This window comes from Novosphingobium sp. 9, assembly GCF_025340265.1.
In the GTDB taxonomy this organism is placed as follows: Bacteria; Pseudomonadota; Alphaproteobacteria; order Sphingomonadales; family Sphingomonadaceae; genus Novosphingobium.
This window is the reverse complement of sequence record NZ_CP022707.1, coordinates 208,896-233,248: the sequence shown is the minus strand read 5'-3', so window position 1 is coordinate 233,248 and position 24,353 is coordinate 208,896. Positions and strand designations below refer to the sequence as shown.

The following is a 24,353-nucleotide window of genomic DNA, read 5'->3' as shown; positions in this document are numbered from 1 at the left end:
ACCCTTGTAATGTCATTATATGGCGGTGCCTTCAGTCAGGGCCATTTCCATCCCTCAGAACATCCCCCTGCCAGCGCGTCGATGGCGCCTTGCAGAATCACGGCGGCGGCGGCGGAATCGATACGTTCGGAGCGTTTGGCGCGGCTCATATCCTGTGCGATCAGGCTGCGTTCGGCGCCGGAGGTGGACCAGCGCTCGTCCCACAAGAGGATCGGCAGGCCGAGCACGGCCAGATTGCGGGCATAGGCGCGGCTCGACTGCGCGCGCGGCCCGGAGGAGCCGTCCATGTTGAGCGGCAGGCCGATGACGATGCCCTTGATCGAGCGCTCGCGGATCAGGGCTTCCATCGTGGCCTTGTCGGCGCCGAACTTGCCGCGTTTGATCGTCTTGCCGGGCGAGGCGAAACGCCAGCCGGCATCGCAGAACGCCGTGCCGATGGTCTGGGTGCCAAGGTCCAGGCCCAAGAGCGCGCCGCCACCGGGCAAGGCGTCGCGATAATCCAGTGCGCCGGTGAGGATCGGCGCTAGCGGTGCCTTCGGTGCTGCGCCGCCTTCTGGAGCTGCGCCTGATGTGTCGTCCATATCTCTACCCGGTGCTCGAAATCCGCCCTGAGATTGGCCCAGAACAGCATCACGTCGTAGAGGTGATAGTTGTTTCCGGGAAGCACGTAAGGGCCAAGATCGAGTTCGGGTGGCGATCCGATGTGGAGAATGTCGTCCGGGCCGCAGCGCGCGGGTACCATGCCGGGGGCGAGCGTGCCGGTCCATGTCTTGAAGTCGGGCACCAATGTGCCGAGGTTCATCTTGGCATCCGCCTCGACCGACGGCGGGGCGTCGGTGGCGTCGTCTTCGGGCTCGACAGAGGCCGTGCTGTGCTGTGATGCAGGCGTACCGCTTGCCGAAGGATCGGGTGACGGCTCCATCGAGGCGCCGGTCAGCGGGTTGGTGCACAGGAACGGGCTGTCGCCCACGCGCTGGAAGTCCAGTCCCATGCGGCGGCCATAGGCGCGGCGCAGCATCTGCGTCTCGTCCGGGTCGGCGAAGCTTATCCAGCTGGCGACGCAGCCGGTGGAATCGGCATCGTGGCAGGCGGGCAGGCCCATGCGCGGCAGGTCGTGCTCCAGCGAGACTGGCCAGCCCACCGCATAGACCGCGACGATCCGACGGGCGAGCGGTTGCCCCGCCACCCGGTCGCGCATCAGGCGGCGCAGCATGAAGGCGCCCTGGCTGTGCCCGGCGAGCACGATCGGCTCGTCCTTCGGCGCGTTCTTCAGGAACACGTCGAAGGCGGCGAGCACGTCGCCATAGGCCAGTTGCAGCGCCTGACTGGCTTGCGGATCGTCGGTCAGGAAGGCGCCGACGGCGGCCTGCCGGTAGCGCGGCGCCCACAGGTCAGGCGTGGCGTTGAACGGCGTGGCGTTGGCCTTCACGAACAGGCGCGCGCGGCCATTGGCCTCGGGATCGCTCAGGCTGGCGTTCCACGCCGAACGGGCGACAAAGCTGGTCGGGTGGACGAAGAACACGGCAACGTGCAGCGGCTTTTCCGGCGACTGGACGCCGGGCGGCAGCCAGCGCGCGGGATCGTCCTGCGGGTTGCCGCCTGCCGAGGCGGGGCGCGAGATCCACAGGCGCGGATCGTTGTAGGCTCCGGGGCTGACGGGAGGTTGCTGCACGAACTTCGCGGTCGGCACGAAGGCCATCTCGGTCAGCTCGTCGGCATAGATCCGCAGGAGAATGACCGCAGCGAGAGCGAGGACCACGAGGCCGGCGACGGCGTAGAGGAACTTGCGGGCCATCGGCGGGCTGTCGTCAGTCGCCGGAAGCAGCGCTGGCAGCTGCGACTTCGGCGGCGACCTCGGCAGCGTGGTCGAAATCCTCGCGGTTGTGCGTCGCCTGCTGCTCCAGCCAGATCTTGATCATCGCCACCAGCGGATCGGCAAGGATCAGGCCGATCACGCCGAACAGCACGCCCATGATCAGCTGGGCGGCCAGCACCAGCGCCGGGGGCAGGTCCACCGTCTTGCGGGCGATCACAGGGACGATCACGTAGCCGTCGATCAGGTGGATCATGACGTAGACGCCGATGGTGTAGAAGCCCATCTGCATCCCGCCCGAAAAGCCGACGAGGATCATCAGCATGCCTGAAATCGGTGCGCCGATGTTGGGCATGAAGGCCAGCAACCCGGTGATGAGGCCCAGCAGCGCGGCCATCGGCACGCCGTAGCCCTGCAGCATCGCCCAGGTGAACACACCCTCGATCACCATGCCGATCACCCGTCCGAACAGCAGGCGGCGCAGCGCGTGGCCCATCATCCGGGTGGTCTTCTCGAAGTGGCGGCGGCGGTCCTGCGGCAGCACCCACGCCACGCCGCGACGGTACAGACGCGGCTCCAGCGCGAAATAGATGCCCAGCACCACGATCAGGAACACCGTCGTCACCGCGCCGATCAGGCCGCCGAGCGCTGCGGTGACCTGTCCGATGCCGGAAAGCCCCTCGTGCAGCAGGTTGCGCCAGTCACCGATGCGCAGGTCGATGCCGTGATGGTCCAGCCAGAGCAGCAGTTCGCGGCCCTGCTTTTCGATGGTGGCGGGAAGCTGCGTTGCCTGCGTGGTGATCTGGTTGCCCGCGAAATGCGTCATCCACACGAAGAACAGCGCCGCGGCCAGCAGCACGATCCCCACGCACCAGGTGCGCGGGATCGGGATCACGCGGGCGACGAGGCGCGCGCCGCCGTCGATCAGGCTGCCGAAGACGATGCCGCCGAAGATCACCATCAGCGATTGCGAGAGGAACGCCACCAGCGCGAAGGCAGCGACCATGCCGACCCACACCAGCGCCTTGCGCACTTCGGTGCGGACCAGCGGGTCGGCGATGTCGGTCGGCCCGGTATAGGCGACCATGGGCGTGGTATCCGCCCGAGGGTCTGCCGGGGTTTCCGTGTGATGCGTGCCCCCGCTCGCCATCAGTGCGCCCGTGCCATCAGTGGGGCGTCGTTTCCGCCAGCGAGACGCCGGGCTGGGTCACGGTGCCGTAGGCGGTCCTGGCGGCGGCCTCGTCGATCTTCGGGCGCAGGCTGGTGAAGGCGCGGCCGCTGCGCAGCGCGTGGAACCAGCTGATCGGGTTCCAGCTTTCGGTGCCGTTGAGCGAGAAGGTCAGGAACTCTGCCCGGCCACCGATGTCGGAGAGCGGGACGGGACCGCCAAGGCCATTGCCCCACAGCGGCTCGCGGCTGTCGGCCGAATGGTCGCGGTCATCGCCCATCACGAAGACCTGACCCTTGGGAACCGTGATTTCGGGATAGTGGTCCAAGGGCTGATCCATATGGTCGATAATGTCGTAACTCGCGCCGTTGGGCAGGGTTTCACGATAAAGCGGCAGTTCGCACACTTCCTTGCCCGAAGGCAGCTTGCCCTTGAGGCCGGGGAAGGTCTCTTCCTCGCACGGCTGATCGGGATCGACCGCCAGTTCGAGGGCTGGCTGTGCGCGCTGCGGCACCGGCTTGCCGTTGAGCACGATCTGGCCATTGACCACGGCGATGCGGTCTCCGGGCAGGCCGACGACGCGCTTGATCAGGTCTTCCTTGCGGTTGCGCGGCACGACGATCACGATATCGCCGTATTGCGGGGTCTTGCCCGCGATCCGCCAGGTGCCGCGCGGCATCAGGTGGAAGCTGAGCGAGGACCAGTCCCAGCCGTAGGGATACTTCGAGACGACCAGCCGATCGCCCACCAGCAGGTTGGGCATCATCGAGATCGAGGGGATGTAGAACGGCTTGGCCACGAACGAGTGGAACGCCAGCACCGCCAGCAGCATCACCGCAAGGCCGCGCAACTCGCGCCACCAGTTGACCTTCTCGCCGTCCTTGCTGCCGGTGCTGTCGCTGGGGGGCGTCTTGGTCATGGTTGGGGAAGCGGTCTCGGAAGTGTTGTTGGTCATGCGGTGGGGGCACCCGGATGCGGCGCGAGCGGGCGCGCCTCGATAACGACGAAGGCCTGTGCCCATGGATGGTCATCGGTGAGCGTGAGGTGAACCACTGCCTCGTGACCTTCCGGTGTCATGCTGTCGAGCCGCGCCTTCGCGCCGCCGGTCAGCGCTAGCGTGGGCGCGCCGGAAGGGGCGTTGACGACGCCGATGTCCTTCATGAACACGCCCGCCTTGAACCCGGTGCCGACCGCCTTGGAGAACGCTTCCTTGGCGGCAAAGCGCTTGGCGAGCGTTCCCGCCACGGTATGCGGGCGCCGCGCGGCCTTGGCCTGCTCTAGATCGGTGAAGACGCGCTGGAGGAAGCGGTCGCCATAGCGCTCGAGCGAATTCGCGATCCGCTCTATATTGCACAAGTCCGAGCCGAGGCCGAGGATCATCGGTTGATCCACCATACGAAGGCGATATCGGCGAGCGCGATAACGACGGGGATCGCCAGCAGCGCCCGCTTGCGGCGCGGCAGCTTGGCCACGGCGGCGGCGCAGACGCAGGCGATCGAGATGACGAAGCTGGCAAGGTAGAACAGGCGGTAGGCGAGGAACACCCCGGTCCAGCTGCCCGGCATCAGCACGCTTCCCGCCGCCACGTAAGACGTGACCAGCAGGGCCAGCATGGCCAGAATCCACAGCAGGGGACGCACGATCTTCATGGGGTTCAACGGACCTCGTCCATCAGCGCGCGCATCTTGGCGACGCTGGCTTCGAGGCCGATGAAGATCGCCTCGCCGATCAGGTAGTGGCCGATGTTGAGTTCGGCGATCTGGGGAATGGCGGCGATCGGCTGGACGTTCTCGTAGGTCAGGCCATGCCCGGCGTGCGGCTCGATGCCGTTCTTGGCGGCGAGCGCGGCCATGTCGGCGATGCGCTTCAGCTCGATCTCGACCTGCTCGTCGGTGGCGTGGGCATATTCGCCGGTGTGGAATTCGACCACCGGCGCGCCCAGCTTCATCGCCGCTTCGATCTGTATCGGCTCGGGGGCGATGAACAGGCTGACGCGCACGCCCGCATCGGCAAGGCGGGCGCAGATCGGCGCGAGGCGGTTGTGCTGCCCGGCAGCGTCCAGCCCGCCCTCGGTGGTGCGCTCCTCGCGCCGTTCGGGCACGATGCAGGCGGCGTGCGGGCGATGGCGCAGCGCGATCTCCAGCATCTCGTCGGTTGCCGCCATTTCCAGATTGAGCGGCAGGCCGGTGGCGGCCTGAACGCGCGAGATGTCGTCGTCCTTGATGTGGCGGCGGTCCTCGCGCAAGTGGACGGTGATGCCGTCTCCGCCCGCGCGTGCCACGATTTCCGCCGCGCGCACCGGATCGGGATGAACGCCTCCGCGCGCGTTACGGATCGTCGCCACATGATCGATGTTGACGCCGAGGCGCAGCTTCGCGGGGAAAGGACGTTCATGCCGGGTTCCTGGGCTGGAGAAGGTTTAAGCGATAGAGAAGATCAAGGCTGTGCGCGGCTGCCCGGCTTGATCGCGGGGGTCTTGGCGAGTTCGGCGGGAACTTCATCGGGCGCGTAGGTCGGGAAGTTCAGCGCGACGAGCGGGAAGAACGGCACGCCAAGGTCCACGGCGCCTGCGGTGCGGTCCACCAGCGAGGCGGCGGCGATCACGCGCGCGCCGGTTTCCTCGATGGCCTTGATCGCCTCGCGGCTGGACAGGCCGGTCGTCACCACGTCCTCGACCATCAGCACGCGGTCGGAAGGCTCCAGCGAGAAGCCGCGGCGCAGCTCGAAGGTGCCGGTGGGGCGCTCGACGAACATGGCATCGACCTGCAACGCGCGGCCCATCTCCTGACCGATGATCACGCCGCCCATCGCGGGCGAGACGACCTTGGTGATCTGGCGGCGCAGGTCATGCGGCAGCTTGGCGGCGATGGCGACGGCGAGGCGCGCGGCGCGGTCGGGGTTCATCAGCACGCGGGCGCATTGCAGGTAGTGCGCGCTGTGGCGACCCGAGGAGAGGAGGAAGTGTCCTTCGAGCAGGGCCTTGCTCTGGCGGAACTCGGCGAGGACGTCTTCTTCGAGCATTGCGAAATGGCTCCCTTCGCGTGTCATGGCGGCGCGGGAGAAGACTTTCGCTCCGATCCCGAGCCCGAAATTTCCTAGAGTCGCTTGAGACGACCGGCAAGCGCGCGTATAGCCATGTGAGAGACGGGGGCAAGAAGCTCCCGCTTATACAAGAGAGGATGCGCGCGCCCGGACGTACGGGAAAGGCCTGGACACTCGAAATCCGTCCTCCCCCAACCGTTCTGCCGTGCCGATGCAGCCCGATCTCGATGCGCACCATGACGCGCGGCTTGATGCGGTGGGAGTGACGATGACAGGCAGGGCGGCGAGAACCATCGTTGGCAGAACATTCGTGCGGGGGGCGGTCGCTTTGACCGGGGGCGTGATCTGGCCTGGGCTGGGGATCGGGTCTGCCCTTGCGCAGGCGGCGGCAAAGACCCCGGCTGCTGCGCCTGCAGCGGCCGCCACGACACCTGCCCCAACACCTGCCTATATCCCGATGACGCCGACGCGGGGGATCGGCATGCCGGTGGACGGCGGGATCGGCATGCAGCGCCAGTTCTCGCCGACCGGGCAATATGCCGAATGGATCCATGACGCGGTGCTGCTGCCGGTGCTGGTGGTCATCTGCCTGTTCGTGCTGATCCTGCTGGGCATCGTCGCGGCGCGCTTCAACAACCGGCGCAATCCCACGCCTTCGCGCACCAGCCACAACACCGCGCTCGAAGTGATCTGGACGCTGGCGCCGGTGTTCATCCTGCTGGGCATCGCGGTGCCCTCGTTCGACCTGATCGCCAAGCAGTACAAGCCCGCCCCCGCCAACGCGCTGACCATCAAGGTCACGGGCAACCAGTGGTTCTGGAGCTACAGCTATCCCGACAACGGCGATTTCGAGGTGATCTCGAACATGCTGAACGTGCCCGGCCAGCCGGTGATCAACGCGGGCGTGCGCTATGTCGGCTCGAAACCGTGGGACGGGCCTTCGCATCTGGAGGTCGACAACCGCATGGTCGTGCCCGCCGGAGAGCCGATCCGCCTGCTCATCACCGCAACGGACGTGATCCACTCCTTCGCGGTACCGTCCTTGTGGTTCAAGCTGGACGCGGTGCCGGGGCGGATCAACGAGCGCGTGCTCTATGTCGAGAAGCCGGGGGTCTATTACGGCCAGTGCTCGGAATTGTGCGGGGCCAAGCACGGCTTCATGCCGATCGCGGTCGAGGCGCTGCCGCGCGACAGGTACAATGCCTGGGTGATGACCCATGCGGGCGCGAAAGTGGACGCGCACCGGTCCGGGCTCGCTCTGGTGACGCCCGCCGCACCCCAGACCCAAGCTGACTGACCGGGAGGAAGAGACCATGGCCACTACCATCGACCACTTCCACGGCAACGTCGAAGACCACGGCGCCCATCACACAGGGCACTCGCACGATCACAAGCCCGCGTTCTTCGTGCGCTGGTTCATGTCGACCAACCACAAGGACATCGGCACGATGTACCTGATCTTCGCGATTATCGCGGGGATCGTGGGCGGCGCGGTCTCGGGCCTGATGCGTCTGGAACTGGCAGAGCCGGGCATCCAGTACCTGGGCACTATCGCCAGTTGGTTCGGCGAGAAGAACCCCGATTTCACCACCACCCTGCACACCTGGAACGTGCTGATCACCGCGCATGGCCTGATTATGGTGTTCTTCATGGTGATGCCCGCGATGATCGGCGGCTTCGGCAACTGGTTCGTGCCGCTGATGATCGGCGCGCCGGACATGGCCTTTCCGCGCATGAACAACATCTCGTTCTGGCTGACGGTGGCGGGTTTCTGCTCGCTGATGGCCTCGGCCTTCGTGCCGGGTGGGACGGGCCTTGGCGCCGGGACCGGCTGGACGGTCTATGCCCCGCTCTCGACCTCGGGCTCGCAGGGGCCGGCGGTGGACTTCGGCATCTTCGCGCTGCATCTGGCGGGCGCAGGCTCGATCATGGGCGCGATCAACTTCATCACCACCATCTTCAACATGCGCGCGCCGGGGATGACGCTGCATCGCATGCCGCTGTTCGTGTGGTCGATGCTGGTCACGGCGTTCCTGCTGCTGCTCTCGCTGCCGGTGCTGGCCGCCGCGATCACCATGCTGCTGACCGACCGCAATTTCGGCACGACCTTCTTCGAGGCGTCGGGCGGCGGCGATCCGGTGCTCTACCAGCACCTGTTCTGGTTCTTCGGGCACCCGGAAGTCTACATCATGATCCTGCCCGGCTTCGGGATCATCAGCCAGGTGGTCTCCACCTTCAGCCACAAGCCGGTGTTCGGCTATCTGGGCATGGTCTACGCGATGGTGGCGATCGGCGCGGTGGGCTTCATCGTCTGGGCGCACCACATGTATGCCACCGGCCTGTCGGTGGACGTGAAGATGTACTTCACCGGTGCCACGATGCTGATCGCAGTGCCCACCGGCATCAAGATCTTCTCGTGGATCGCGACGATGTGGGGCGGCTCGGTGGAGTTCAAGAGCCCGATGGTCTGGGCTTTCGGCTTCATCTTCCTGTTCACCGTGGGCGGCGTGACCGGCGTGGCGCTGGCCAACGGCGGTTTCGACGACGGGGTGCACGATACCTACTACGTCGTCGCGCACTTCCACTACGTGCTCTCGCTGGGCGCGGTGACGGCGCTGTTCGCCGGGTTCTATTACTGGTTCCCGAAGATGAGCGGGCGGATGCACTCCGAACTGCTCGCCCATATCCATTTCTGGATCTTCTTCGTGGGAGTGAACACGATCTTCTTCCCGATGCATTTCCTGGGATTGCAGGGCATGCCGCGCCGCTATCCGGACTATGCGGAAGCCTATACCTACTGGAACCACATCGCCAGCATCGGCTACCTGATCATGGCCGCCAGCCTTGTCGTGTGGCTGGCGAACATCGCCTATGCCTATATCGCGGGCAAACGCGCTGCCGACAATTACTGGGGCGATGGCGCGACGACGCTGGAATGGACGCTGACCAGCCCGCCGCCCTATCACCAGTTCGAGACGCTGCCGGTGATCGAGTCTCCCGGTCACGGGCCAGCCCATCCGGCCGGAGCGTGAGCGCGAAACGTGGCGGAAAATTACTCCAACATATTGATAAGGCGTAATTTACGGGGTGGACATATTGCCACCTCGAAATTCGCGGCAAACGGTTTTATAGGCGCCGCCATGATGCCCCCCCGTACGTCTGTTTCCGAAGCCTCCCCGCAGCCTGCCGCTCCGGTGGCCCTGTGGCGCGACCTGCTGGCGCTGACCAAGCCCAAGGTCATCAGCCTGGTGGTCTTCACCGCGATCTGCGGCCTGATCGCGGCGCCGGTGCGGATCGATCCGGTGCTGGGCTTCACCGCGATCCTGTGCATCGCGCTGGGCGCAGGCGGCGCCGCCGCACTCAACCAGTGGTGGGAGGCGGACCTCGACGCCGGGATGCGCCGCACTGCCAACCGACCGCTGCCGCAGGGGCGCCTCCAGCGTTCGACCGCGCGCGATTTCGGGATCGGCATCTGCGCTGCCTCGGTGCTGCTGATGGGCCTGGCGATCGGCTGGCTGGCCGCCGCGATCCTGCTCGTCTCGATCTTCTATTACTCGGTGATCTACACCATCTGGCTCAAGCCCCGCACCCCGCAGAACATCGTCATCGGTGGCGGCGCGGGCGCGTTCCCGCCGCTGATCGGCTGGATCGCGGCGACCGGACACATCACCCCGATGCCGCTGGTGCTGTTCGCGATCATCTTCTTCTGGACGCCGCCGCACTTCTGGGCGCTCGCGCTGTTCGTGAAGAGCGATTACGCCAAGGTCGGCATTCCGATGATGCCGGTGGTCGCCGGAGAGAAGGCGACGCGCCGCCACATCATGGGCTATGCGGTGCTGCTGCTGCCGCTTTCGATGGTGCCGTGGTTCCTGCCCCACGAGGCGACGGGGCCGGTCTATGGCCTCAGCGCCATGGTGCTCTCGCTGGTGTTCCTCGCGCTTTCGCTGCGCGTCGGCCTGCGTACCCGTCAGGGCGAGGGGGATCGCATGGTCCCCGAAAAGCAGCTCTTCGCCTATTCGGTGATCTATCTGTTCCTGATCTTCGCGGCGCTGGTGCTCGACCGCTTCGTGGCGTTCTGACGCGATGACCGGCGCGCCCGATCTCGATCCTGTTACTGACACCGTCAGTCCGGATGAGACCCGGCGCCGCACCATTCGCCGCAACAGCCGCGTGACCGCGCTGGTGCTGGCGGCTTTCGTCATTCTGGTGTTCTTCATCTCCATCGCCAAGATGGCGCACGGGGCCTACGGGGGATGACCGGGGCGCCCGCCCGGCCTCGCAGCAACCTGCGGGTCGGCGCGATGGCGCTGGGCGTCGCCTGCGCGATGCTGGGCATGGGCTTTGCCGCCGTGCCGCTCTACCGCATCTTCTGCGAGGCGACCGGCTATGACGGCACCACCCGCCGCGTGGACGAGGCGCAGGCCGCGCAGATTGTCGATTCCGGCCGGACGATCTCGGTGCGCTTCGATGCCAATGTGGAACGCGGGATGCCGTGGCAGTTCAAGCCTTTGCAGGCGACCGATACCGTCTCCATCGGCGCGCGCGACATGGCGCTGTTCTGGGCGAAGAACACCTCTGACAAGCCGATAACCGGCACTGCCAGCTTCAATGTCGAGCCCGAGCAGGCCGCGCGCTTCTTCAACAAGATCCAGTGCTTCTGCTTCACCGCGCAGACGCTCGGCCCCGGTGAGGAAGTGCGCATGCCGGTGGTCTATTACATCGACCCCGCGATCCTGAACGATCCTGACAACAAGGACGTCCAGCAGATCACGCTGAGCTATACCTTCCATGAGACGCGTTAGAGTTCGTTTGAAAATTCGCGAAAAGCGAATTTGCGGCACCGGCCTTCTCCCCCACCCTGCCACCCAACGGTAGTATCCTGCGGGTGGCAGGGTGGGGGAGAGGGCTGGTGCCGCGCCATAAATGCCCTGCTGGGCATTTATCGAACAGGTGCCTTCCACGCCCGATCCGAAGGCGCTGGACCGCAAGGGCGCGTGAGGCTAACCTGCAATAACTGGGAGACCCGGCCGCAAAGCGCCGGGCCGTAAGAACATAGCAACAGGCCCGTGTGCCGGGCCGTCGATAACGGGGATGAAGAGGCCATGTCAGGCGTCAAGAATCACGATTATCACATCCTCCCGCCGGACATCGCGCCGCTGGCGACGACGATCGGCGCGCTGATGACCACCACCGGTCTGGTGCTGTTCATGCACGACATGCCGGGCGGCACGTTCGTGCCCTGGCTGGGTCTTGCGATCCTGCTCGCCTCGATGTGGATGTGGTTCGCCAAGATCGTCGACGAGGCGAAGGCGGGCGATCACACCCCGGTCGTCCAGTTGCACCAGCGCTATGGCATGATCCTGTTCATCGCCTCCGAAGTCATGTTCTTCGTCGGCTGGTTCTGGGCGTTCTTCGATTTCTCGCTGTTCCCCTCGAAACTGGCCGAGGCCGTCGCCGGGCAATGGCCGCCCAAGGCAGTGGAGGCGGTGATCGACGCCTTCGACCTGCCGCTGCTCAACACGCTGATCCTGCTGTGTTCGGGCACCACCGTCACCTGGGCCCACCACGCGCTGATCCACGGCGACCGCGAGGGGCTGAAGAAGGGTCTGACCGCGACGATCGTGCTGGGTCTGCTGTTCACCTCGATACAGGCCTACGAATACCTGCACGCGCCGTTCCCCTTCGGCGTGAACACCTATGGCTCGGCGTTCTACATGGCGACCGGGTTCCACGGCTTCCATGTGATCGTCGGCACGATCATGCTGATCGTGTGCCTGATCCGCGCTCACAAGGGCGACTTCACCCCGCGCCAGCACTTCGGGTTCGAGGCGGCGGCGTGGTACTGGCACTTCGTCGACGTGGTGTGGCTGTTCCTGTTCGTGGCGGTCTATGTCTGGGGCAACTGGGGCGCAGTGGTTGAGTAGCGCGCTCGGTTTAGGCGGGGGAGAGGCCGCGCCGGACATGCCGGACCCAGCCCCCCGAACGCGCCATCGCCTGCCGGTACTGGCGACCGCGGTGGTGCTCGCCGCCGTGGCGATGATGGTCTGGCTGGGCTTCTGGCAGATCCGCCGCCTGCACGAGAAGGAGGCGCTGCTCGCCCGCTTTGCCGAGGCCCGCGCCCAGATCGCCGAGGTCGACTGGCCCGCGCAGTGGCCCACCGATCCCGACAAGGGCTACGAACTCACCTATCGCCGTGCGCAATTGATGTGCAGCGCCGTGACCGAGCGGTCCTCGATGGCGGGGCACAATGCGGCGGGCGAATCGGGCATGGCACAGACCGCGCGCTGCGCGCTGCCCGGCGGCGGCTTCGCGCTGGTGGTGATGGGCTGGTCGCAGAGCCCGATGGCGGGCACGGCGTGGCAGGGCGGCGAAGTCCACGGCATGATCGCGCCCGGCCAGCGCCTCGTCGCCGATCCGCCGCTGGCCGGGCTGCAGCCCAACGCGCTGCCCGATCCGGCGGACCTGCCCAACAACCACCTGTCCTACGCCATCCAGTGGTTCGCCTTCGCCGCGATGGCACTGGCGATCTACGCCCTCGCCCTGCGCAAGCGGTGGGAGAAGGGGTGAGGGTAGGCCTCACCCCCATTCCTCGTCATTCCCGCGCAGGCGGGAATCCAGTCTGGCGGAACGCATCGAGCTTCGATCCAAGGCGAGAGGGTGGAACTGGATTCCCGCCTTCGCGGGAATGACGACGTTGAGATGGGCGCTGCGGCGCACGCCTCGCGGGCATGACGCAGGGTGTGGCGCCTATGTCTGCCTCGAACATTCTTGCGCCACTGCCCCCGTTCCGGGGCTTTTCATTTCGCGCCCTTGCGGCTAACCGCGCCCCGAAGGCCGAGATTTACAGGCGCCGAAGGAAATGAAGGGCTCCATGGACTACATCAGCACTCGCGGCAGCGCACCGGCGCTCGATTTCGAAGGCGCGACGCTTGCCGGCCTCGCGTCGGACGGCGGCCTCTACGTGCCGCGCGAGTGGCCGCGCTTCTCTGCCGATGAGATCGCGGCGATGGCGGGTTTGCCCTATGCCGAGCTGGCCGCGAAGATCATGCTGCCTTTCGTCGGTGACAGCCTGACCTACGAACGCCTGCTGGAACTGACCACGCAAGCCTATGGCCGCTTTGCGCACAAGGCAGTGACGCCGCTGGTCCAGCTGGACGAACAGCACTGGGTGCTCGAACTGTTCCACGGCCCCACGCTGGCGTTCAAGGACGTCGCGCTCCAGCTGCTCGGCCTGTTCTTCGAGGAGTTCCTTGGCCGTTCGGACCGCAACCTGACCATCGTCGGCGCGACCTCGGGCGATACCGGCTCGGCCGCGATCGACGCCGTGGCGGGCCGCGCCAAGGTGGACGTGTTCATGATCCATCCCGAAGGCCGCGTCTCGGACGTGCAGCGCCGCCAGATGACCACGGTGCTCGCCCCCAACGTCCATAACATCGCCATCGACGGATCGTTCGACGATGCGCAGGCGATGGTGAAGCGCATGTTCAACGACGCGGCGATGACCGACCGCTTCGCCATCGGCGCGGTGAACTCGATCAACTGGGCGCGCCTGATGGCGCAGGTGGTGTACTACTTCGCCGCCGCGCTGCAGCTGGGCGCGCCGCACCGCAAGGTGGCGTTCTCGGTGCCGACCGGCAACTTCGGCGACGTGTTCGCCGGGTATGTCGCGGCGCAGATGGGCCTGCCGGTCGAGACGCTGGTGGTCGCCACCAACGTCAACGACATTCTGCACCGCGCGCTGTCGAACGGTGACTATTCGCAAGGGACCGTCACGCCCACCGCCGCGCCTTCGATGGACATTCAGGTGTCCTCAAACTTCGAGCGCCTGCTGTTCGATCTGGGCGGTCGCGACGGCGCGGCGCTTGCAGAGCAGATGGCGGGCTTCGAAGCCACCAAGGCGATGCAGCTGACCAATGCGCAGCGCGAAGGGGCGGCGAAGCTGTTCCGCTCGGCCCGCACCGATGGCACCGAGATGGCGCAGGCGATCCGCTGGGCCTGGGAGAACTGCGGCGAGCTGATCGATCCGCACACCGCCTGCGGCCTTGCTGCCGCGCGCGCTGCGGGCATCGACGCGAGCGTTCCGGTGGTCACGCTGGCGACCGCGCACCCGGCCAAGTTCCCCGAAGCGGTCGAGCGCTCGACCGGCCAGCGCCCCGGCCTGCCCGCCCGCATCGGCGATCTGTTCGAGCGCGAGGAGCGCTTCGTCTCGCTGCCCGGCACCTACGAGGCGATTGCCGAGTTCGTCGCCGGCCACGCCGCGCCCAAGGTCTGACGGGCAGGTTCCGATGGCACAGCTGAACACCCAGCCGCTGGTCCTTTCCGGTGAGGGCTGGGCCGATTACGGGCTCGTCGATTCGGGCCATGGCCGCAAGCTGGAGCGCTATGGCGACTATCGCTTCGTGCGCCCCGAGCCGCAGGCGATGTGGACGCCACGTTCCGATGAGTGGGATGCCCACGGCGAATTCGTCCCCGGCTCCGACGAGGACGGCGGCGGCAGGTGGCAGTTTGATAAAGCCGTGCCGCGCGACGGCTGGCCGCTGGCGTGGAACGAGGTCTCGTTCACCGCGCAGTGCACCCCGTTCCGCCATCTCGGCTTCTTCCCGGACATGGCGCCGGTGTGGGACTGGATGCGCGAGCAACTGGCCGGGCGCAGCGATGCCGAGACGATGAACCTGTTCGGCTATACCGGCGTCGGCACCATGGCGCTGTCCGCGCATGGCCGCGTCACGCACGTCGATGCCTCGAAGAAATCGGTGGCGCAGGCGCGCGAGAATGCCGCGCTGGCAGGGCTCGACGACCGTCCGGTGCGCTGGATGATCGACGATGCCGCCAAGTTCGCCGCGCGCGAAGTGCGTCGCGGTCGTCGCTATGACGGCATCATTCTCGATCCGCCCAAGTTCGGTCGCGGGCCGGAAGGCGAAGTCTGGCGTCTGGAAGAGCATCTTCCCGCGCTGCTCGCCGATTGCCGCCGTCTGCTGGACGGAGACAGCCGCTTCCTGTTCCTGACGGTCTATGCCGTGCGCATGTCCTCGCTGGCGCTGGCCGGGCTGATGAACGAGCTGTTCGCCGATCTTCCGGGCACCATCGAGCATGGCGATCTGGCTGTGCGCGAGGATATGCCGACGGATGGCGTCGATGGGGATATGGGGCCCCGAATGCTGCCCACCGCGATCTTTGCGCGCTGGTCCAATCCGGCCTGATTCGGGCTCTCGCCGATCTGAACCGTGCTGCGGGCGTTCACCTGCGGCGAAAATGCTTTAGAGAGCCTTCCCATCATGGCCGATTCGCTCATTCTTGAAGTCGCCGATTTCGAAGTCGATGTCCTCACCGGCATCCTCTCCGAAGAAACCGGCAAGCCCCAGCCCCTGCGCATCACCATCGCGGTGCGCCTCACGCCGGAGCGTCACTACACGCCCGATACGCCGCTGACCGCCAGCAAGAACTACATGGACCTCAAGTTCGCGGCGCGTGAAGCGCTGCCCGAGGGCGTGCATTTCAAGCTGATCGAGGCCGTCGCCGATCATATCTGCGATACGCTGTTCCTGCAGGACGAGCGGGTCGAGGCCGTCACGGTCAAGATCGTCAAGCTCGCGATTGCCGAGAGCAGCGAGAAGATCGGCATCACGCTCACCCGCGACCGTCGCTGATCGGCGCAGCGGCTTGGCATCGGCGACCTTTACCGCCCGGATTTCCGGTCTGCCCGAAGCCCCGCTCGATGCGGCGGCTGACTTCCATGCGCGCGTATTGCCGGAAGTGCTGACCGAGGCGGCGCAGGCTTCGGCTGCGCAACCGGATGGACTGCTGTGCCTGCTGTTCGCTGCCGCCAGCTACGAACACCGCGAATGGCGCCTTGCCGCCGTGCAGTCGCTGGCCCGCGCGCAGGCCCCCTTGCGCGTCAACGCGCTGGAGGGTGGCGACGAGGCGCAGGTCGCTGCCGCGCTCGACTGGCTCGAGAGCGTGCCCGGCGTGACGGGCCAATTGTTGCGCCTTGATGGAAATGCCGCAGGCTGAATGCTATATGGCAGGACAATGATCGCGCCTGCCCCCTGCAAGCCCCTCTGGTTGACCAGTTCCGGCGCCGGATCAGCTATCTGCGCCTCTCGGTGACGGACCGCTGCGACTTGCGCTGCACCTATTGCATGCCCGAGCGGATGACCTTTCTGCCGCGCAAGGACGTGCTCAGCCTCGATGAACTGCACCGCATGGCGTTGGGCTTTATCGCGCGCGGAATCACGAAACTGCGCCTGACCGGGGGCGAGCCGCTGGTGCGCCGCGATGTGATCGACCTGATCCGCGCGCTCGGCCGCCGGGTGGGGGCGGATGACGGGCAGGGGGCGCTTGAGGAACTCACCCTCACCACCAACGGCACGCGACTGGCCGAATTTGCCGACGATCTGTTCGATGCCGGGGTGCGCCGCATCAATGTCTCCCTCGACACGCTCGACCGCGCGCGGTTCGAGGCGCTTACCCGCCGCGATTCGCTGGGGCAGGTGATGGAAGGGCTGGCGGCGGCGAAGGCGGCGGGGCTCAAGGTCAAGATTAATACCGTGGCGCTCAAGGGCGTGAACGAGGCGGACATCGGCGAAATCATGGCCTGGGCGCACGGGCAGGGCTTTGCGATGAGCCTGATCGAGGTGATGCCGCTGGGCGAGGTCGAGGGGGATCGCTTCGATCATTATCTGCCGCTGACACAGGTTCGGGACAGTCTGGAACGCCGCTGGACCCTGACGCCCAGCAGCCACCGCACCGGCGGCCCCGCGCGCTATGTCGATGTGGCCGAAACCGGCGGGCGGCTGGGCTTCATCACCCCGCTCACCAACAACTTCTGCGATGGCTGCAACCGCGTGCGCGTCACCGCGACGGGCCAGCTCTATGCCTGTCTTGGCGGCAGCGAGCAGGTGGACCTGCGCGCCGCGATGCGGAGCGACGATCCCGAGGCGGCGCTCAGCGCGGCGCTCGACGTGGCGATGGCGATCAAGCCCGCCCGCCACGCCTTCGCGATTGACCGCGCCGGGGCCGAGCCTGCCCTTGCCCGGCACATGTCGATGACGGGCGGCTGAGGGTATGGCGCTGAAACTGGTGTTCCTCGGCCGTCTGGAGGACGTGGCCGGCGCGGGTGAGCGCGAAGCCGCCTTCGTGCCCGATCTTGCCGCCTTGCGCGCCGCGCTGCCGTCCGCACTGGCTGAAGCCCTCGCAGGCCCTCGCGTGCGGGTGGCGGTCAACGGCGTGCTGCTGGCGGACGATGCCACGGTGGCGCTGAACGACGGCGACGAGATCGCCTTCCTGCCGCCGGTCTCGGGCGGATGACCATAGACGTTCGCCTGCTGTCCGCGCCCTTCGATGCGACGGCGGAACTCGCAGGCTTCACCCGCCGCCATGGCGAGGCGGGCGGCGTGGTCAGCTTTCTGGGGCAGGTGCGCGCAGAATCGGCGGAGGCGGCCAATGCCGTCGAGGCGCTGGAACTGCGGCATTACGGGCCGCTCACGCTTCCGGCGATGGAGCAACTGGCGGCAGAGGTCACCGCGCGCTGGACGCTGGAAGGGCTGCTGGTCCTCCACCGTATCGGCGAGATGGCGCCCGGCGATCCGATCGTGCTGGTCGCCGCTGCGGCACGCCACCGCCGCGATGCCTTCGCTGCTGCGGACTTCGCGATGGACCACCTCAAGAGCGAATCGTGGTTCTGGAAGCGCGAGCGTCGTGGCGGCATCTGGCAATGGATCGAACCGCGCGCGCAGGACCACGACGATCTCGCCCGCTGGAAATGATGCGACTGCTACTCTGATTTGACCGGCATCAATGCCGCCCACCGTGCAGGTGGGCACAAGCGCTCTTGTCGGCAGGTAAGGCGTCCCGTTCGGTCAGGACGGATACGGCGAACCTTCAGGCGGCATTTCGTTCAGCCGGTCACGGCGGCGCACTTCCGGGCGATGGCATGTGCAGGGAAGGCAAGCGTTTTCGGGATGTCGAAAGTCCACCGGCATCGGGCTGTTGCTCATGGAGACGACAGGCGCGCGACGAGGACCATCGGTGTTCTGCTGCCACCTCGGCAGAGCATTGCCTCGCGTTTGTCCGTCAACTCCGGCGGCGCGGTCCGAAGGACCCATTCGTTCAGGCGGCGGGCCGGGGGGCCTCGGTCGTCCGTGCGGATGGGTCCCTTTTTTTATCCCTTCAGGCGCCGGCTCAGCGAATCGACGGCGGCGTTTTCGGCCGTGACGATACCGAGCACGGTCTCGCGCGCGGCGATGATTGCCTGAAGCGAGGGCGTGTCGCCCACCGGCGTATGGTCCCTGGCATCGCTGTAGAGCGCATCGAGGTCCGCCATTGCGGAAGAGGCCCCGCCGCGTGCCGAATCGAGCTGCGCCATCGCGACTTGCGCATTGCCCCACGAATCGGAGCCCAGCGAGGTGCCCGAGGCTGCCGAAATCTTGCGATCGGCATCGGCGCGCAGCGTCTGGAACTGCGAATCGGAATCCTTGGCGTACTTCACCAGTCCGGCAAGGCGCGTGGTGAGATCGCTCGACGCCGGAGGCGGTGCGGGCGGCGTCGGCGCGGTATCGGGCGCAGGCGTCAGGCTGTTGTCGATTCGCTCGATCGGGCGCTGCGCCAGCGAGGGATAGCTCGAATTCGCGACGCAACCGGCCAGCAACAGCGAGGAAGCCGCCATCGAAAGGATGGGCAGCGAGCGGGCCGCAGCGAAACGGCGGAGGCGAAGACTTGCGCGGATCATGCGTTCGCCATAGCACGATGCGCACGCAAGGCGAGGGGGCATCGGTGCCCCCGTGAAGGGCGCACGATCCGCAGAAATGCGAGTCTTCTTCATGACAGTTCGCCTACTCTCCCGTTGACAGAGGGCCGGGGTTGCCCTAACGGCACCCACTCTTCCGGCCCCCGCATTTCATGTGCGGGAAGCCGGTGCGTCGCCCGCAAGGCTTCCCACGGTTCTTCGTAGGACCATAGCGGCCGGGGCAAAGAAACTGTTTCGGCCCGTTTCGGGCACACACAAAGATTAGGTAAGGGCACCATGTTCGCAGTAGTGCGCACGGGCGGCAAGCAGTACCGGGTTGCCGCCGGAGACAAGATCGCGGTTGAAAAGCTGGCTGGTGAAGCCGGTGAGACCATCACCCTGGGCGACGTCCTGCTCGCGGGCAAGGACGGCGAAGTTCTCGACGCCGCCAAGGTTTCGGTTTCGGCCGAGATCATCGCGCAGGCGAAGAGCGAGAAGGTCGTGGTGTTCAAGAAGCGCCGCCGCCATAACTATCGTCGCAAGAACGGCCACCGCCAGCAGCTTACGCTGCTGCGCATCGTGTCGGTCGCCTGAGCCAAAGATCGGAAGGACTGAACAATGGCACATAAGAAAGCAGGCGGTTCGTCGCGCAACGGTCGCGACTCTGCGGGCCGCCGCCTTGGCGTCAAGAAGTTCGGCGGTCAGGAAGTGATCGGCGGCAACATTATCATCCGTCAGCGCGGCACCCGCGTGTACCCCGGCGTGAACGTTGGCATGGGCAAGGATCACACCCTGTTCGCCACCGCCGAAGGTCGCGTGCGCTTCCATGACGGCAAGCTCGGCCGCAAATACGTCTCGGTAGACGTAATGGCAGAAGCAGCCGAATAATCGGATGGTTCCTGGGGCCATCCTGACGGGATGGCCCTGCCGACTCTCCTGCGGGAGATGATCGGTAAGACGAGGGAGAGGGCCACGGCCTGTCTCCCTTTTGTCGTTTCTCCCTCGGCAAACCGGCACGGGCGCCCTTGCGGCCCCCGCGCCTCGTAGCGAACGCGGACCAAAGGATTTTCACGTCCGTAACGCGAACGTCACGCGCCTGTCCTAAGGGGCCTCCCAAGGGGGCCTCCTGAGGGGCTGGCGGGGTGAGAGAGTGGAGACAAACGCGATGTTCGTTCGTACCGAACGTCTGTTCCTGCGGCCCGCCTGGCCTGAAGACCGGGATGAACTGCTGCCCCTGATCGCCGACCATGCGGTTGCGCGCAACCTCTCGCGCGTGCCCTGGCCCTATACCGCCAGGGACGCGGAGACCTTTATCGGCCTGCCGCATGTCGCCGGGCTGCCCCGCTTCCTTATTACGGTTCCGGATGGCGCGGGCTCGCGGATCGTCGGCTGTATCGGCCTGTCCGAAGTCGAAGGCGCGATCAACCTTGGCTACTGGATCGCGCGCGATCACTGGGGCAGGGCTATGCCACCGAGGCCGCGCGCGCCGTGCTTTCGCTGGCGGCAACGCTGGGCCATCGCCGCATCGAGGCGCGGCATCTGGTGGACAATGCCGGCTCGGGCCGGGTTCTCGCCAAGCTGGGCTTCCGTCGCATCGGCCGCATGGTCGCGATCTTCAGTCCGGCGCGCGGTGAGGCCGCCCCCGCCCTCGTCCATACGCTCGACCTGTCGGGCGAGGGCGAGAGCGGGGACGACGGTAATGGCAAGGGCAGCGGCTCCGACATTCGCCGCAAGGCGGCTTGAGGCCAAAGCTCGGTGAGCTTGTCTCATCGCAGCTTTGGTCAAGCCCGTGTGGCGCTTGAACATCGCCAAGGCGTGATGCGTCAGCATCTCGGCGCCTGGCTATGCGACGTCGCGAATCGGGAGGCCGATTCGCGACAGATCGCCTGACCGGAACGGTGATCGCGCAACGGCCTAATTGTCTGTCAAAAGGCGGTGCAAAGGATTGAATGCAGGGGGAAATGCGGTGGGCCGTTACGGCTTACGGAAACTTTTCCCTGCGATATTCGTCCTGTGGCGGAGAAGTGCGCGTCAAGAGGCCTCCCGCCGCAAAACGCGTGCATGTGTCCCGAAACTGGTGCATAAGTTTTCTGCGGCAGTCATAAGAAAACGGAGAACCGTCCCATGTTCATCCGCACGGAGAGGTTGTTCCTTCGGCCCGGCTGGCCTGAGGATTTTGAAGAGCTGATCGAGATGCTCGGTGACGATCCAATTCTCGGGGAGGAGCTTCCCGACGAAACGATCGCGTCGATCCGCGATTATCTGGGCCGGCAGCGCGACCCGCGGCTGCCTCTTCTGTTCATCTATTTCCGCAGTGCCGTGGGCGCCGTGCTGGTCGGCGGCATCGGCCTTGCCATGCGCGGAGACGACGTCGAACTCGACTTCTTCATCGCCCCGCGCTTTCGCGGCAAGGGCTTTGCGGCCGAAGCGGTGCGCGGGCTGCTCGAACATGCCCACGCGCTGGGCCATCGCCGCCTGACCGCGACCAATGTGCTCGCGACCGACAGCTGCGCCGGACAAGTGCTGGAGCGGGCGGGCTTCCGGCCTACCGGCAAGACCCGCCGCCGCATGGTCAGCGGCTTCGAGGGCGAAGTCGAGGCGCCGATCTACGCGGCGGAAGTCGCGGCGCTGGCTCCGGTCACAGGTTCTGGGGCCACAGGTTCTCAGGCAGGCAAGGCCCGTCCGGAAGGGCTCGCCTGCCACTGAGTTTGGCGAAATTCTAGAATCCCCTGGGCGCCTCGTCGGACACTTGTCCGGCGGGGCGCTTTGCCTATTCGGCTTCGGTTTCGCCTTCGGGGTTTGGCGCGGGCATCCAGTGGGGCCGCACATCGTCGGCGATCGCATCGACGCGCAAGTGGTCGACCGCCAGCCCCAGTTCGGGATAGGCCGCGCGGCGGCGCTTCTCTTCCGAGCGGTCCAGCGGCACTACCACCAGCCTGCGGTTGACCTTCTGGCGCCAGTTCATCCGCGCGGTGTTTTCCTGCCCGACATAGCAGCCCTTGGTGAAGCTGACGCCGTTCAGTTCGACCGCGTTGCACTCCAGCCAGAGCGTCTCGCCATCGCCCAGTTCCCCGCGCCCTTCCACGACGCCCAGCGCCAGCCGGTGCGCGCGCCATGCCGCATCGGCACTCCCTTGCGAATCGGGATCAAGCGGATCGACCGGGGCCAGCCAGCGCTCGCCCAGCGCGTGCAGGCGCGGATCGGGGGCGGCACCGTCGCCTTCATGCGGGCGCCAGTGGACGCCGAGTTTCTCCTCGCGAACGATGTCGATCGCGCGGCGCAGGCGATACATCGACAGACGCTTCACCAGCGCGTCGGCCACCTCGGCCTCGCAGTCGATCAGCAGCGAGGGACCGTTCGCATTGGGGCCACCGGGCCAGACGAGGAAATCGAACAGCGCCTTGCCCTGCGCAGTCAGCAGCGCAGTCCAGACCGGAAGCGTCTTCTGCACGTCGGACGTCACCAGCCCCTGCAGAAAGGCGGCAACATCCTCGCCGGGCTCGCGAGGGGAAAGCCGGATCACGGCGCGGTCGGTGAGGCGTGTCGCTGTCATGGCGCAGGACTTGGGATCGGCGGGGGCGATTGGCAAGCGGGAAGGGTGGGGGAAGTTGAGGAAGTTGGAAGAGTGATCCTGGGGCCAAAGGCCCCAGACCCCGTTACGTCTTCCGGCGCTGACCTCATTCACAAGGCCAAGGCACTGCGTGTCCATACTTCGGGACACGCGGGACAATTTCCCCAAGCATGAGGCTAACGTCGGGAGACGTTCAGGGGTCTGGGGCCTCTGGCCCCGGAATCACACCTTCCTGCACCTTCTCTCAAACACCCCCGCCGAGCCGCTCGCGAAACGCATCGAGCACCCACACGGCGGCGGGGCCCGGCGGGGTATCCTTGCGCCACAGCGCGACCAGCGAATAGCGCAGCGCCGGGCGTTCGGGCAGATGCAGTTCGACGAGGGCACCGCTGGCGAGATCGTCGGCGACGGCGTGGCGCGGCATCGAGCCCCAGCCGATCCCCTCGCGCAGCAGGGCGTGCTTGGCGCCGAGGTCGGCAAGGCGCCACGAGCGGGTGCCGAGCACCGAGAAGTCGCGCCCTTCGGTCAGCGGTGAGCGGTCGGTGAGGACAAGCTGGACGTGCTTGCGCGCCTCGCCCGATGCGATCTTTCCGGCGCGGGCAAGCGGGTGGCCCGGCGCGGCGACGGGAACGAGTTCGACCGCGCCCACCGTCTCGCGTTCGAGGTCGGGCAGGTCGAGCAGGTCCGGCCCGGCGATGGCTAGCGTGGCGCGGCCTTCGAGCACGAGCGCGGCCACTGCGCCGAGCGCTTCGACATGGAGGCGCAGCGGAACGGTGGGGTACATGAACTGGAAATCGCGCAGCAGCGCGGCGAGGATATGCCCCGGCACCATCACGTCCACCGCCAGCGAGAGTTCGGGCTCCAGCCCTTGGCGCAGGCTGCGGACCTTGGCGAGCAGCGCGTCGATATCGTCGGAGACGGCGCGCGCCTCGCCCAGCAGCGCCTCGCCATCGGGGGTGAGCGTGGGGCGGCGCGAGCCTTCGCGGTCGAACAGGCGGACATCGAGCTGGGCTTCCAGCTGGCTGATTGCGTAGCTGACCACCGAGATCGCGCGGCCAAGCCGCTTGGCGGCGGCGTTGAAGCTGCCTTCCTCGACCACGGCCAGAAAGGCGCGCAAGTGATCGAGGCTGGGGGGTATGAGTTCAGGCATATTCCACTTCCTCGAACATCTCGCTCGATTTTATCCCAATTTCCCGATTGTCCCGCAAGGCCTAGATAGACCTCCAAGACGCGAAGAGCCGCGCTGCCGTCATCGGGACGGAATAGTGCAAGCCTTCGCCGGAGTTGCCACGATGATCGAATTGCGACCTTTCGAAACGCTGGGCGGCGCCAACCACGGTTGGCTCGATGCCCACCACCACTTCTCGTTTGCCGGGTATCACGATCCGGCGCGCACCAACTGGGGCCGCCTGCGCGTGTGGAACGACGATCTGATCGCCCCCAAGTCCGGCTTCCCGCCGCATCCGCATCAGGACATGGAGATCATCACCTATGTCCGCACCGGGGCGATCACGCACCGCGATTCGATGGGCAACCTTGGCCGCACCGGCGCGGGCGACGTGCAGGTGATGAGCGCGGGCACCGGCGTCCAGCACGCGGAATACAATCTGGAGGACGAGGACACCACGCTGTTCCAGATCTGGATCCTGCCCGACCAGCGCGGCGGCGAGCCAAGCTGGGGCATGCGCCCGTTCCCCAGGGATGCCCGCGAAGGGCAATTCGTCACGCTGGCGAGCGGGATCGCGGGTGACGGTGCGGGCGAGCCCGAAGGGGCGTTGCCGATCCGCGCCAATGCCCGTCTGCTCGGCGCGACGGTGAAGGCAGGAGAAAGCGTGACCTACGAGACGACGGCGGACCGCCATCTCTATCTGGTGCCTGCCACCGGCCGTATCCGCATCGCGGAGGTTGAGGCCAAGGCGCGAGACGGCGTGGCCGTGACCGGGCTTGACGCGATCACGGTGACTGCGCTCGAAGATGCCGAACTGGTTCTGGTGGATGCCGCCTGAACCGATCTGAATCCCCCGTGTGGGCAACT

At 66.4% G+C, this 24,353-nt stretch carries 29 protein-coding genes and 1 pseudogene; 19 read left to right on the top strand and 11 right to left on the bottom strand.

Annotated features, from left to right (window positions below; genetic code table 11):
* Positions 1-35: 35 nt before the first annotated feature.
* From ruvX to pyrE, 8 genes are all read right to left on the bottom strand, one after another.
* Positions 36-581 (bottom strand): Holliday junction resolvase RuvX, encoded by a 546-nt coding sequence (gene ruvX, locus CI805_RS01120; RefSeq protein ID WP_260925245.1) that lies wholly within the window; start codon positions 579-581, stop codon positions 36-38.
* The gene (locus CI805_RS01115) at positions 524-1,795 is read right to left on the bottom strand and encodes a DUF3089 domain-containing protein (protein WP_260925243.1); all 1,272 of its coding nucleotides are present in this window, start codon (positions 1,793-1,795) and stop codon (positions 524-526) included. Before CI805_RS01115 ends, ruvX begins: the two co-directional genes overlap by 58 nt.
* 13 nt (positions 1,796-1,808) lie before the next feature.
* Entirely contained in the window at positions 1,809-2,963 is a 1,155-nt protein-coding gene (locus CI805_RS01110) for an AI-2E family transporter (protein WP_260925241.1), read from the bottom strand.
* A 16-nt stretch (positions 2,964-2,979) separates the two neighbouring features.
* The gene (gene lepB / locus CI805_RS01105; RefSeq protein WP_260925239.1) at positions 2,980-3,900 is read right to left on the bottom strand and encodes a signal peptidase I; all 921 of its coding nucleotides are present in this window, start codon (positions 3,898-3,900) and stop codon (positions 2,980-2,982) included.
* Positions 3,901-3,932: 32 nt separating this feature from the next.
* The gene (gene acpS, locus CI805_RS01100; RefSeq protein ID WP_260928021.1) at positions 3,933-4,361 is read right to left on the bottom strand and encodes a holo-ACP synthase; all 429 of its coding nucleotides are present in this window, start codon (positions 4,359-4,361) and stop codon (positions 3,933-3,935) included.
* The gene (locus CI805_RS01095) at positions 4,358-4,630 is read right to left on the bottom strand and encodes a hypothetical protein (protein ID WP_260925237.1); all 273 of its coding nucleotides are present in this window, start codon (positions 4,628-4,630) and stop codon (positions 4,358-4,360) included. The genes acpS and CI805_RS01095 overlap by 4 nt, the downstream gene beginning before the upstream one ends.
* 5 nt (positions 4,631-4,635) lie before the next feature.
* Positions 4,636-5,325 (bottom strand): pyridoxine 5'-phosphate synthase, encoded by a 690-nt coding sequence (locus tag CI805_RS01090; protein WP_260925235.1) that lies wholly within the window; start codon positions 5,323-5,325, stop codon positions 4,636-4,638.
* Between the two features lie 92 nt (positions 5,326-5,417).
* Positions 5,418-6,002, bottom strand: a complete 585-nt coding sequence (gene pyrE / locus CI805_RS01085) for an orotate phosphoribosyltransferase (RefSeq protein ID WP_260925233.1) — start codon at positions 6,000-6,002, stop codon at positions 5,418-5,420.
* 361 nt (positions 6,003-6,363) lie between these two features.
* Here pyrE and coxB point away from each other — a divergent pair, with 361 nt between their 5' ends.
* The 14 genes from coxB (at position 6,364) to CI805_RS01015 (ending at position 17,788) form a co-directional block, all read left to right on the top strand.
* Positions 6,364-7,320, top strand: a complete 957-nt coding sequence (gene coxB / locus CI805_RS01080; RefSeq protein ID WP_409934916.1) for a cytochrome c oxidase subunit II — start codon at positions 6,364-6,366, stop codon at positions 7,318-7,320.
* A gap of 16 nt (positions 7,321-7,336) precedes the next feature.
* A complete protein-coding gene (gene ctaD / locus CI805_RS01075) occupies positions 7,337-9,055 on the top strand; it encodes a cytochrome c oxidase subunit I (RefSeq protein ID WP_260925231.1) in 1,719 nt (572 codons plus the stop codon).
* A gap of 111 nt (positions 9,056-9,166) precedes the next feature.
* Entirely contained in the window at positions 9,167-10,102 is a 936-nt protein-coding gene (locus tag CI805_RS01070; RefSeq protein ID WP_260928019.1) for a heme o synthase, read from the top strand.
* A 4-nt stretch (positions 10,103-10,106) separates the two neighbouring features.
* The gene (locus CI805_RS01065) at positions 10,107-10,280 is read left to right on the top strand and encodes a hypothetical protein (RefSeq protein ID WP_260925229.1); all 174 of its coding nucleotides are present in this window, start codon (positions 10,107-10,109) and stop codon (positions 10,278-10,280) included.
* Entirely contained in the window at positions 10,277-10,825 is a 549-nt protein-coding gene (locus CI805_RS01060) for a cytochrome c oxidase assembly protein (protein ID WP_260925227.1), read from the top strand. The genes CI805_RS01065 and CI805_RS01060 overlap by 4 nt, the downstream gene beginning before the upstream one ends.
* Before the next feature lie 300 nt (positions 10,826-11,125).
* A complete protein-coding gene (locus tag CI805_RS01055; protein ID WP_260925225.1) occupies positions 11,126-11,947 on the top strand; it encodes a cytochrome c oxidase subunit 3 in 822 nt (273 codons plus the stop codon).
* Positions 11,948-11,984: 37 nt separating this feature from the next.
* On the top strand, positions 11,985-12,590 hold the full coding sequence (locus CI805_RS01050; RefSeq protein ID WP_260925223.1) for an SURF1 family cytochrome oxidase biogenesis protein: 606 nt from the start codon (positions 11,985-11,987) through the stop codon (positions 12,588-12,590).
* Positions 12,591-12,894: 304 nt separating this feature from the next.
* Positions 12,895-14,295 (top strand): threonine synthase, encoded by a 1,401-nt coding sequence (gene thrC, locus CI805_RS01045; protein WP_260925222.1) that lies wholly within the window; start codon positions 12,895-12,897, stop codon positions 14,293-14,295.
* 13 nt (positions 14,296-14,308) lie between these two features.
* Positions 14,309-15,223: a class I SAM-dependent methyltransferase gene (locus tag CI805_RS01040; RefSeq protein ID WP_260925220.1), complete on the top strand. Its 915-nt coding sequence runs from the start codon at positions 14,309-14,311 to the stop codon at positions 15,221-15,223.
* A 75-nt stretch (positions 15,224-15,298) separates the two neighbouring features.
* Positions 15,299-15,670: a dihydroneopterin aldolase gene (locus tag CI805_RS01035; protein WP_260925218.1), complete on the top strand. Its 372-nt coding sequence runs from the start codon at positions 15,299-15,301 to the stop codon at positions 15,668-15,670.
* 13 nt (positions 15,671-15,683) lie between these two features.
* Complete coding sequence (locus CI805_RS01030) at positions 15,684-16,034, top strand: Rossmann fold domain-containing protein (RefSeq protein WP_260925216.1); 351 nt, start codon at positions 15,684-15,686, stop codon at positions 16,032-16,034.
* 35 nt (positions 16,035-16,069) lie between these two features.
* Positions 16,070-17,083, top strand: coding sequence for a GTP 3',8-cyclase MoaA (gene moaA / locus CI805_RS01025; protein WP_260928018.1), 1,014 nt, complete (start codon positions 16,070-16,072; stop codon positions 17,081-17,083).
* Positions 17,084-17,087: 4 nt separating this feature from the next.
* Positions 17,088-17,330 (top strand): MoaD/ThiS family protein, encoded by a 243-nt coding sequence (locus tag CI805_RS01020; protein ID WP_260925214.1) that lies wholly within the window; start codon positions 17,088-17,090, stop codon positions 17,328-17,330.
* Complete coding sequence (locus CI805_RS01015) at positions 17,327-17,788, top strand: molybdenum cofactor biosynthesis protein MoaE (protein ID WP_260925212.1); 462 nt, start codon at positions 17,327-17,329, stop codon at positions 17,786-17,788. Before CI805_RS01020 ends, CI805_RS01015 begins: the two co-directional genes overlap by 4 nt.
* A 395-nt stretch (positions 17,789-18,183) precedes the next feature.
* On the opposite strand, the gene CI805_RS01010 is transcribed toward CI805_RS01015, so the two are convergent.
* Positions 18,184-18,750, bottom strand: a complete 567-nt coding sequence (locus tag CI805_RS01010; protein ID WP_260925211.1) for a hypothetical protein — start codon at positions 18,748-18,750, stop codon at positions 18,184-18,186.
* A 294-nt stretch (positions 18,751-19,044) separates the two neighbouring features.
* Here CI805_RS01010 and rplU point away from each other — a divergent pair, with 294 nt between their 5' ends.
* The 4 genes and pseudogenes from rplU (at position 19,045) to CI805_RS00985 (ending at position 21,453) form a co-directional block, all read left to right on the top strand.
* Positions 19,045-19,341 (top strand): 50S ribosomal protein L21, encoded by a 297-nt coding sequence (rplU, locus tag CI805_RS01005; RefSeq protein ID WP_260925209.1) that lies wholly within the window; start codon positions 19,045-19,047, stop codon positions 19,339-19,341.
* Between the two features lie 24 nt (positions 19,342-19,365).
* Positions 19,366-19,635 carry a 50S ribosomal protein L27 gene (gene rpmA / locus CI805_RS01000; protein ID WP_086493003.1) on the top strand — a complete coding sequence of 90 codons (270 nt, stop codon included), beginning with the start codon at positions 19,366-19,368 and terminating at the stop codon, positions 19,633-19,635.
* A 277-nt stretch (positions 19,636-19,912) separates the two neighbouring features.
* Positions 19,913-20,490, top strand: a pseudogene (locus CI805_RS21045) (GNAT family N-acetyltransferase).
* 381 nt (positions 20,491-20,871) lie between these two features.
* Positions 20,872-21,453, top strand: a complete 582-nt coding sequence (locus tag CI805_RS00985) for a GNAT family N-acetyltransferase (RefSeq protein WP_260925202.1) — start codon at positions 20,872-20,874, stop codon at positions 21,451-21,453.
* A gap of 64 nt (positions 21,454-21,517) precedes the next feature.
* On the opposite strand, the gene CI805_RS00980 is transcribed toward CI805_RS00985, so the two are convergent.
* Positions 21,518-22,300, bottom strand: coding sequence for a YgfZ/GcvT domain-containing protein (locus CI805_RS00980; protein ID WP_260925200.1), 783 nt, complete (start codon positions 22,298-22,300; stop codon positions 21,518-21,520).
* Between the two features lie 262 nt (positions 22,301-22,562).
* Entirely contained in the window at positions 22,563-23,468 is a 906-nt protein-coding gene (locus tag CI805_RS00975) for a LysR family transcriptional regulator (protein WP_260925198.1), read from the bottom strand.
* Positions 23,469-23,610: 142 nt separating this feature from the next.
* On the opposite strand from CI805_RS00975, the gene CI805_RS00970 reads away from it, so the two are divergent.
* Positions 23,611-24,324 (top strand): pirin family protein, encoded by a 714-nt coding sequence (locus CI805_RS00970; protein WP_260925196.1) that lies wholly within the window; start codon positions 23,611-23,613, stop codon positions 24,322-24,324.
* Positions 24,325-24,353 lie beyond the last annotated feature (29 nt).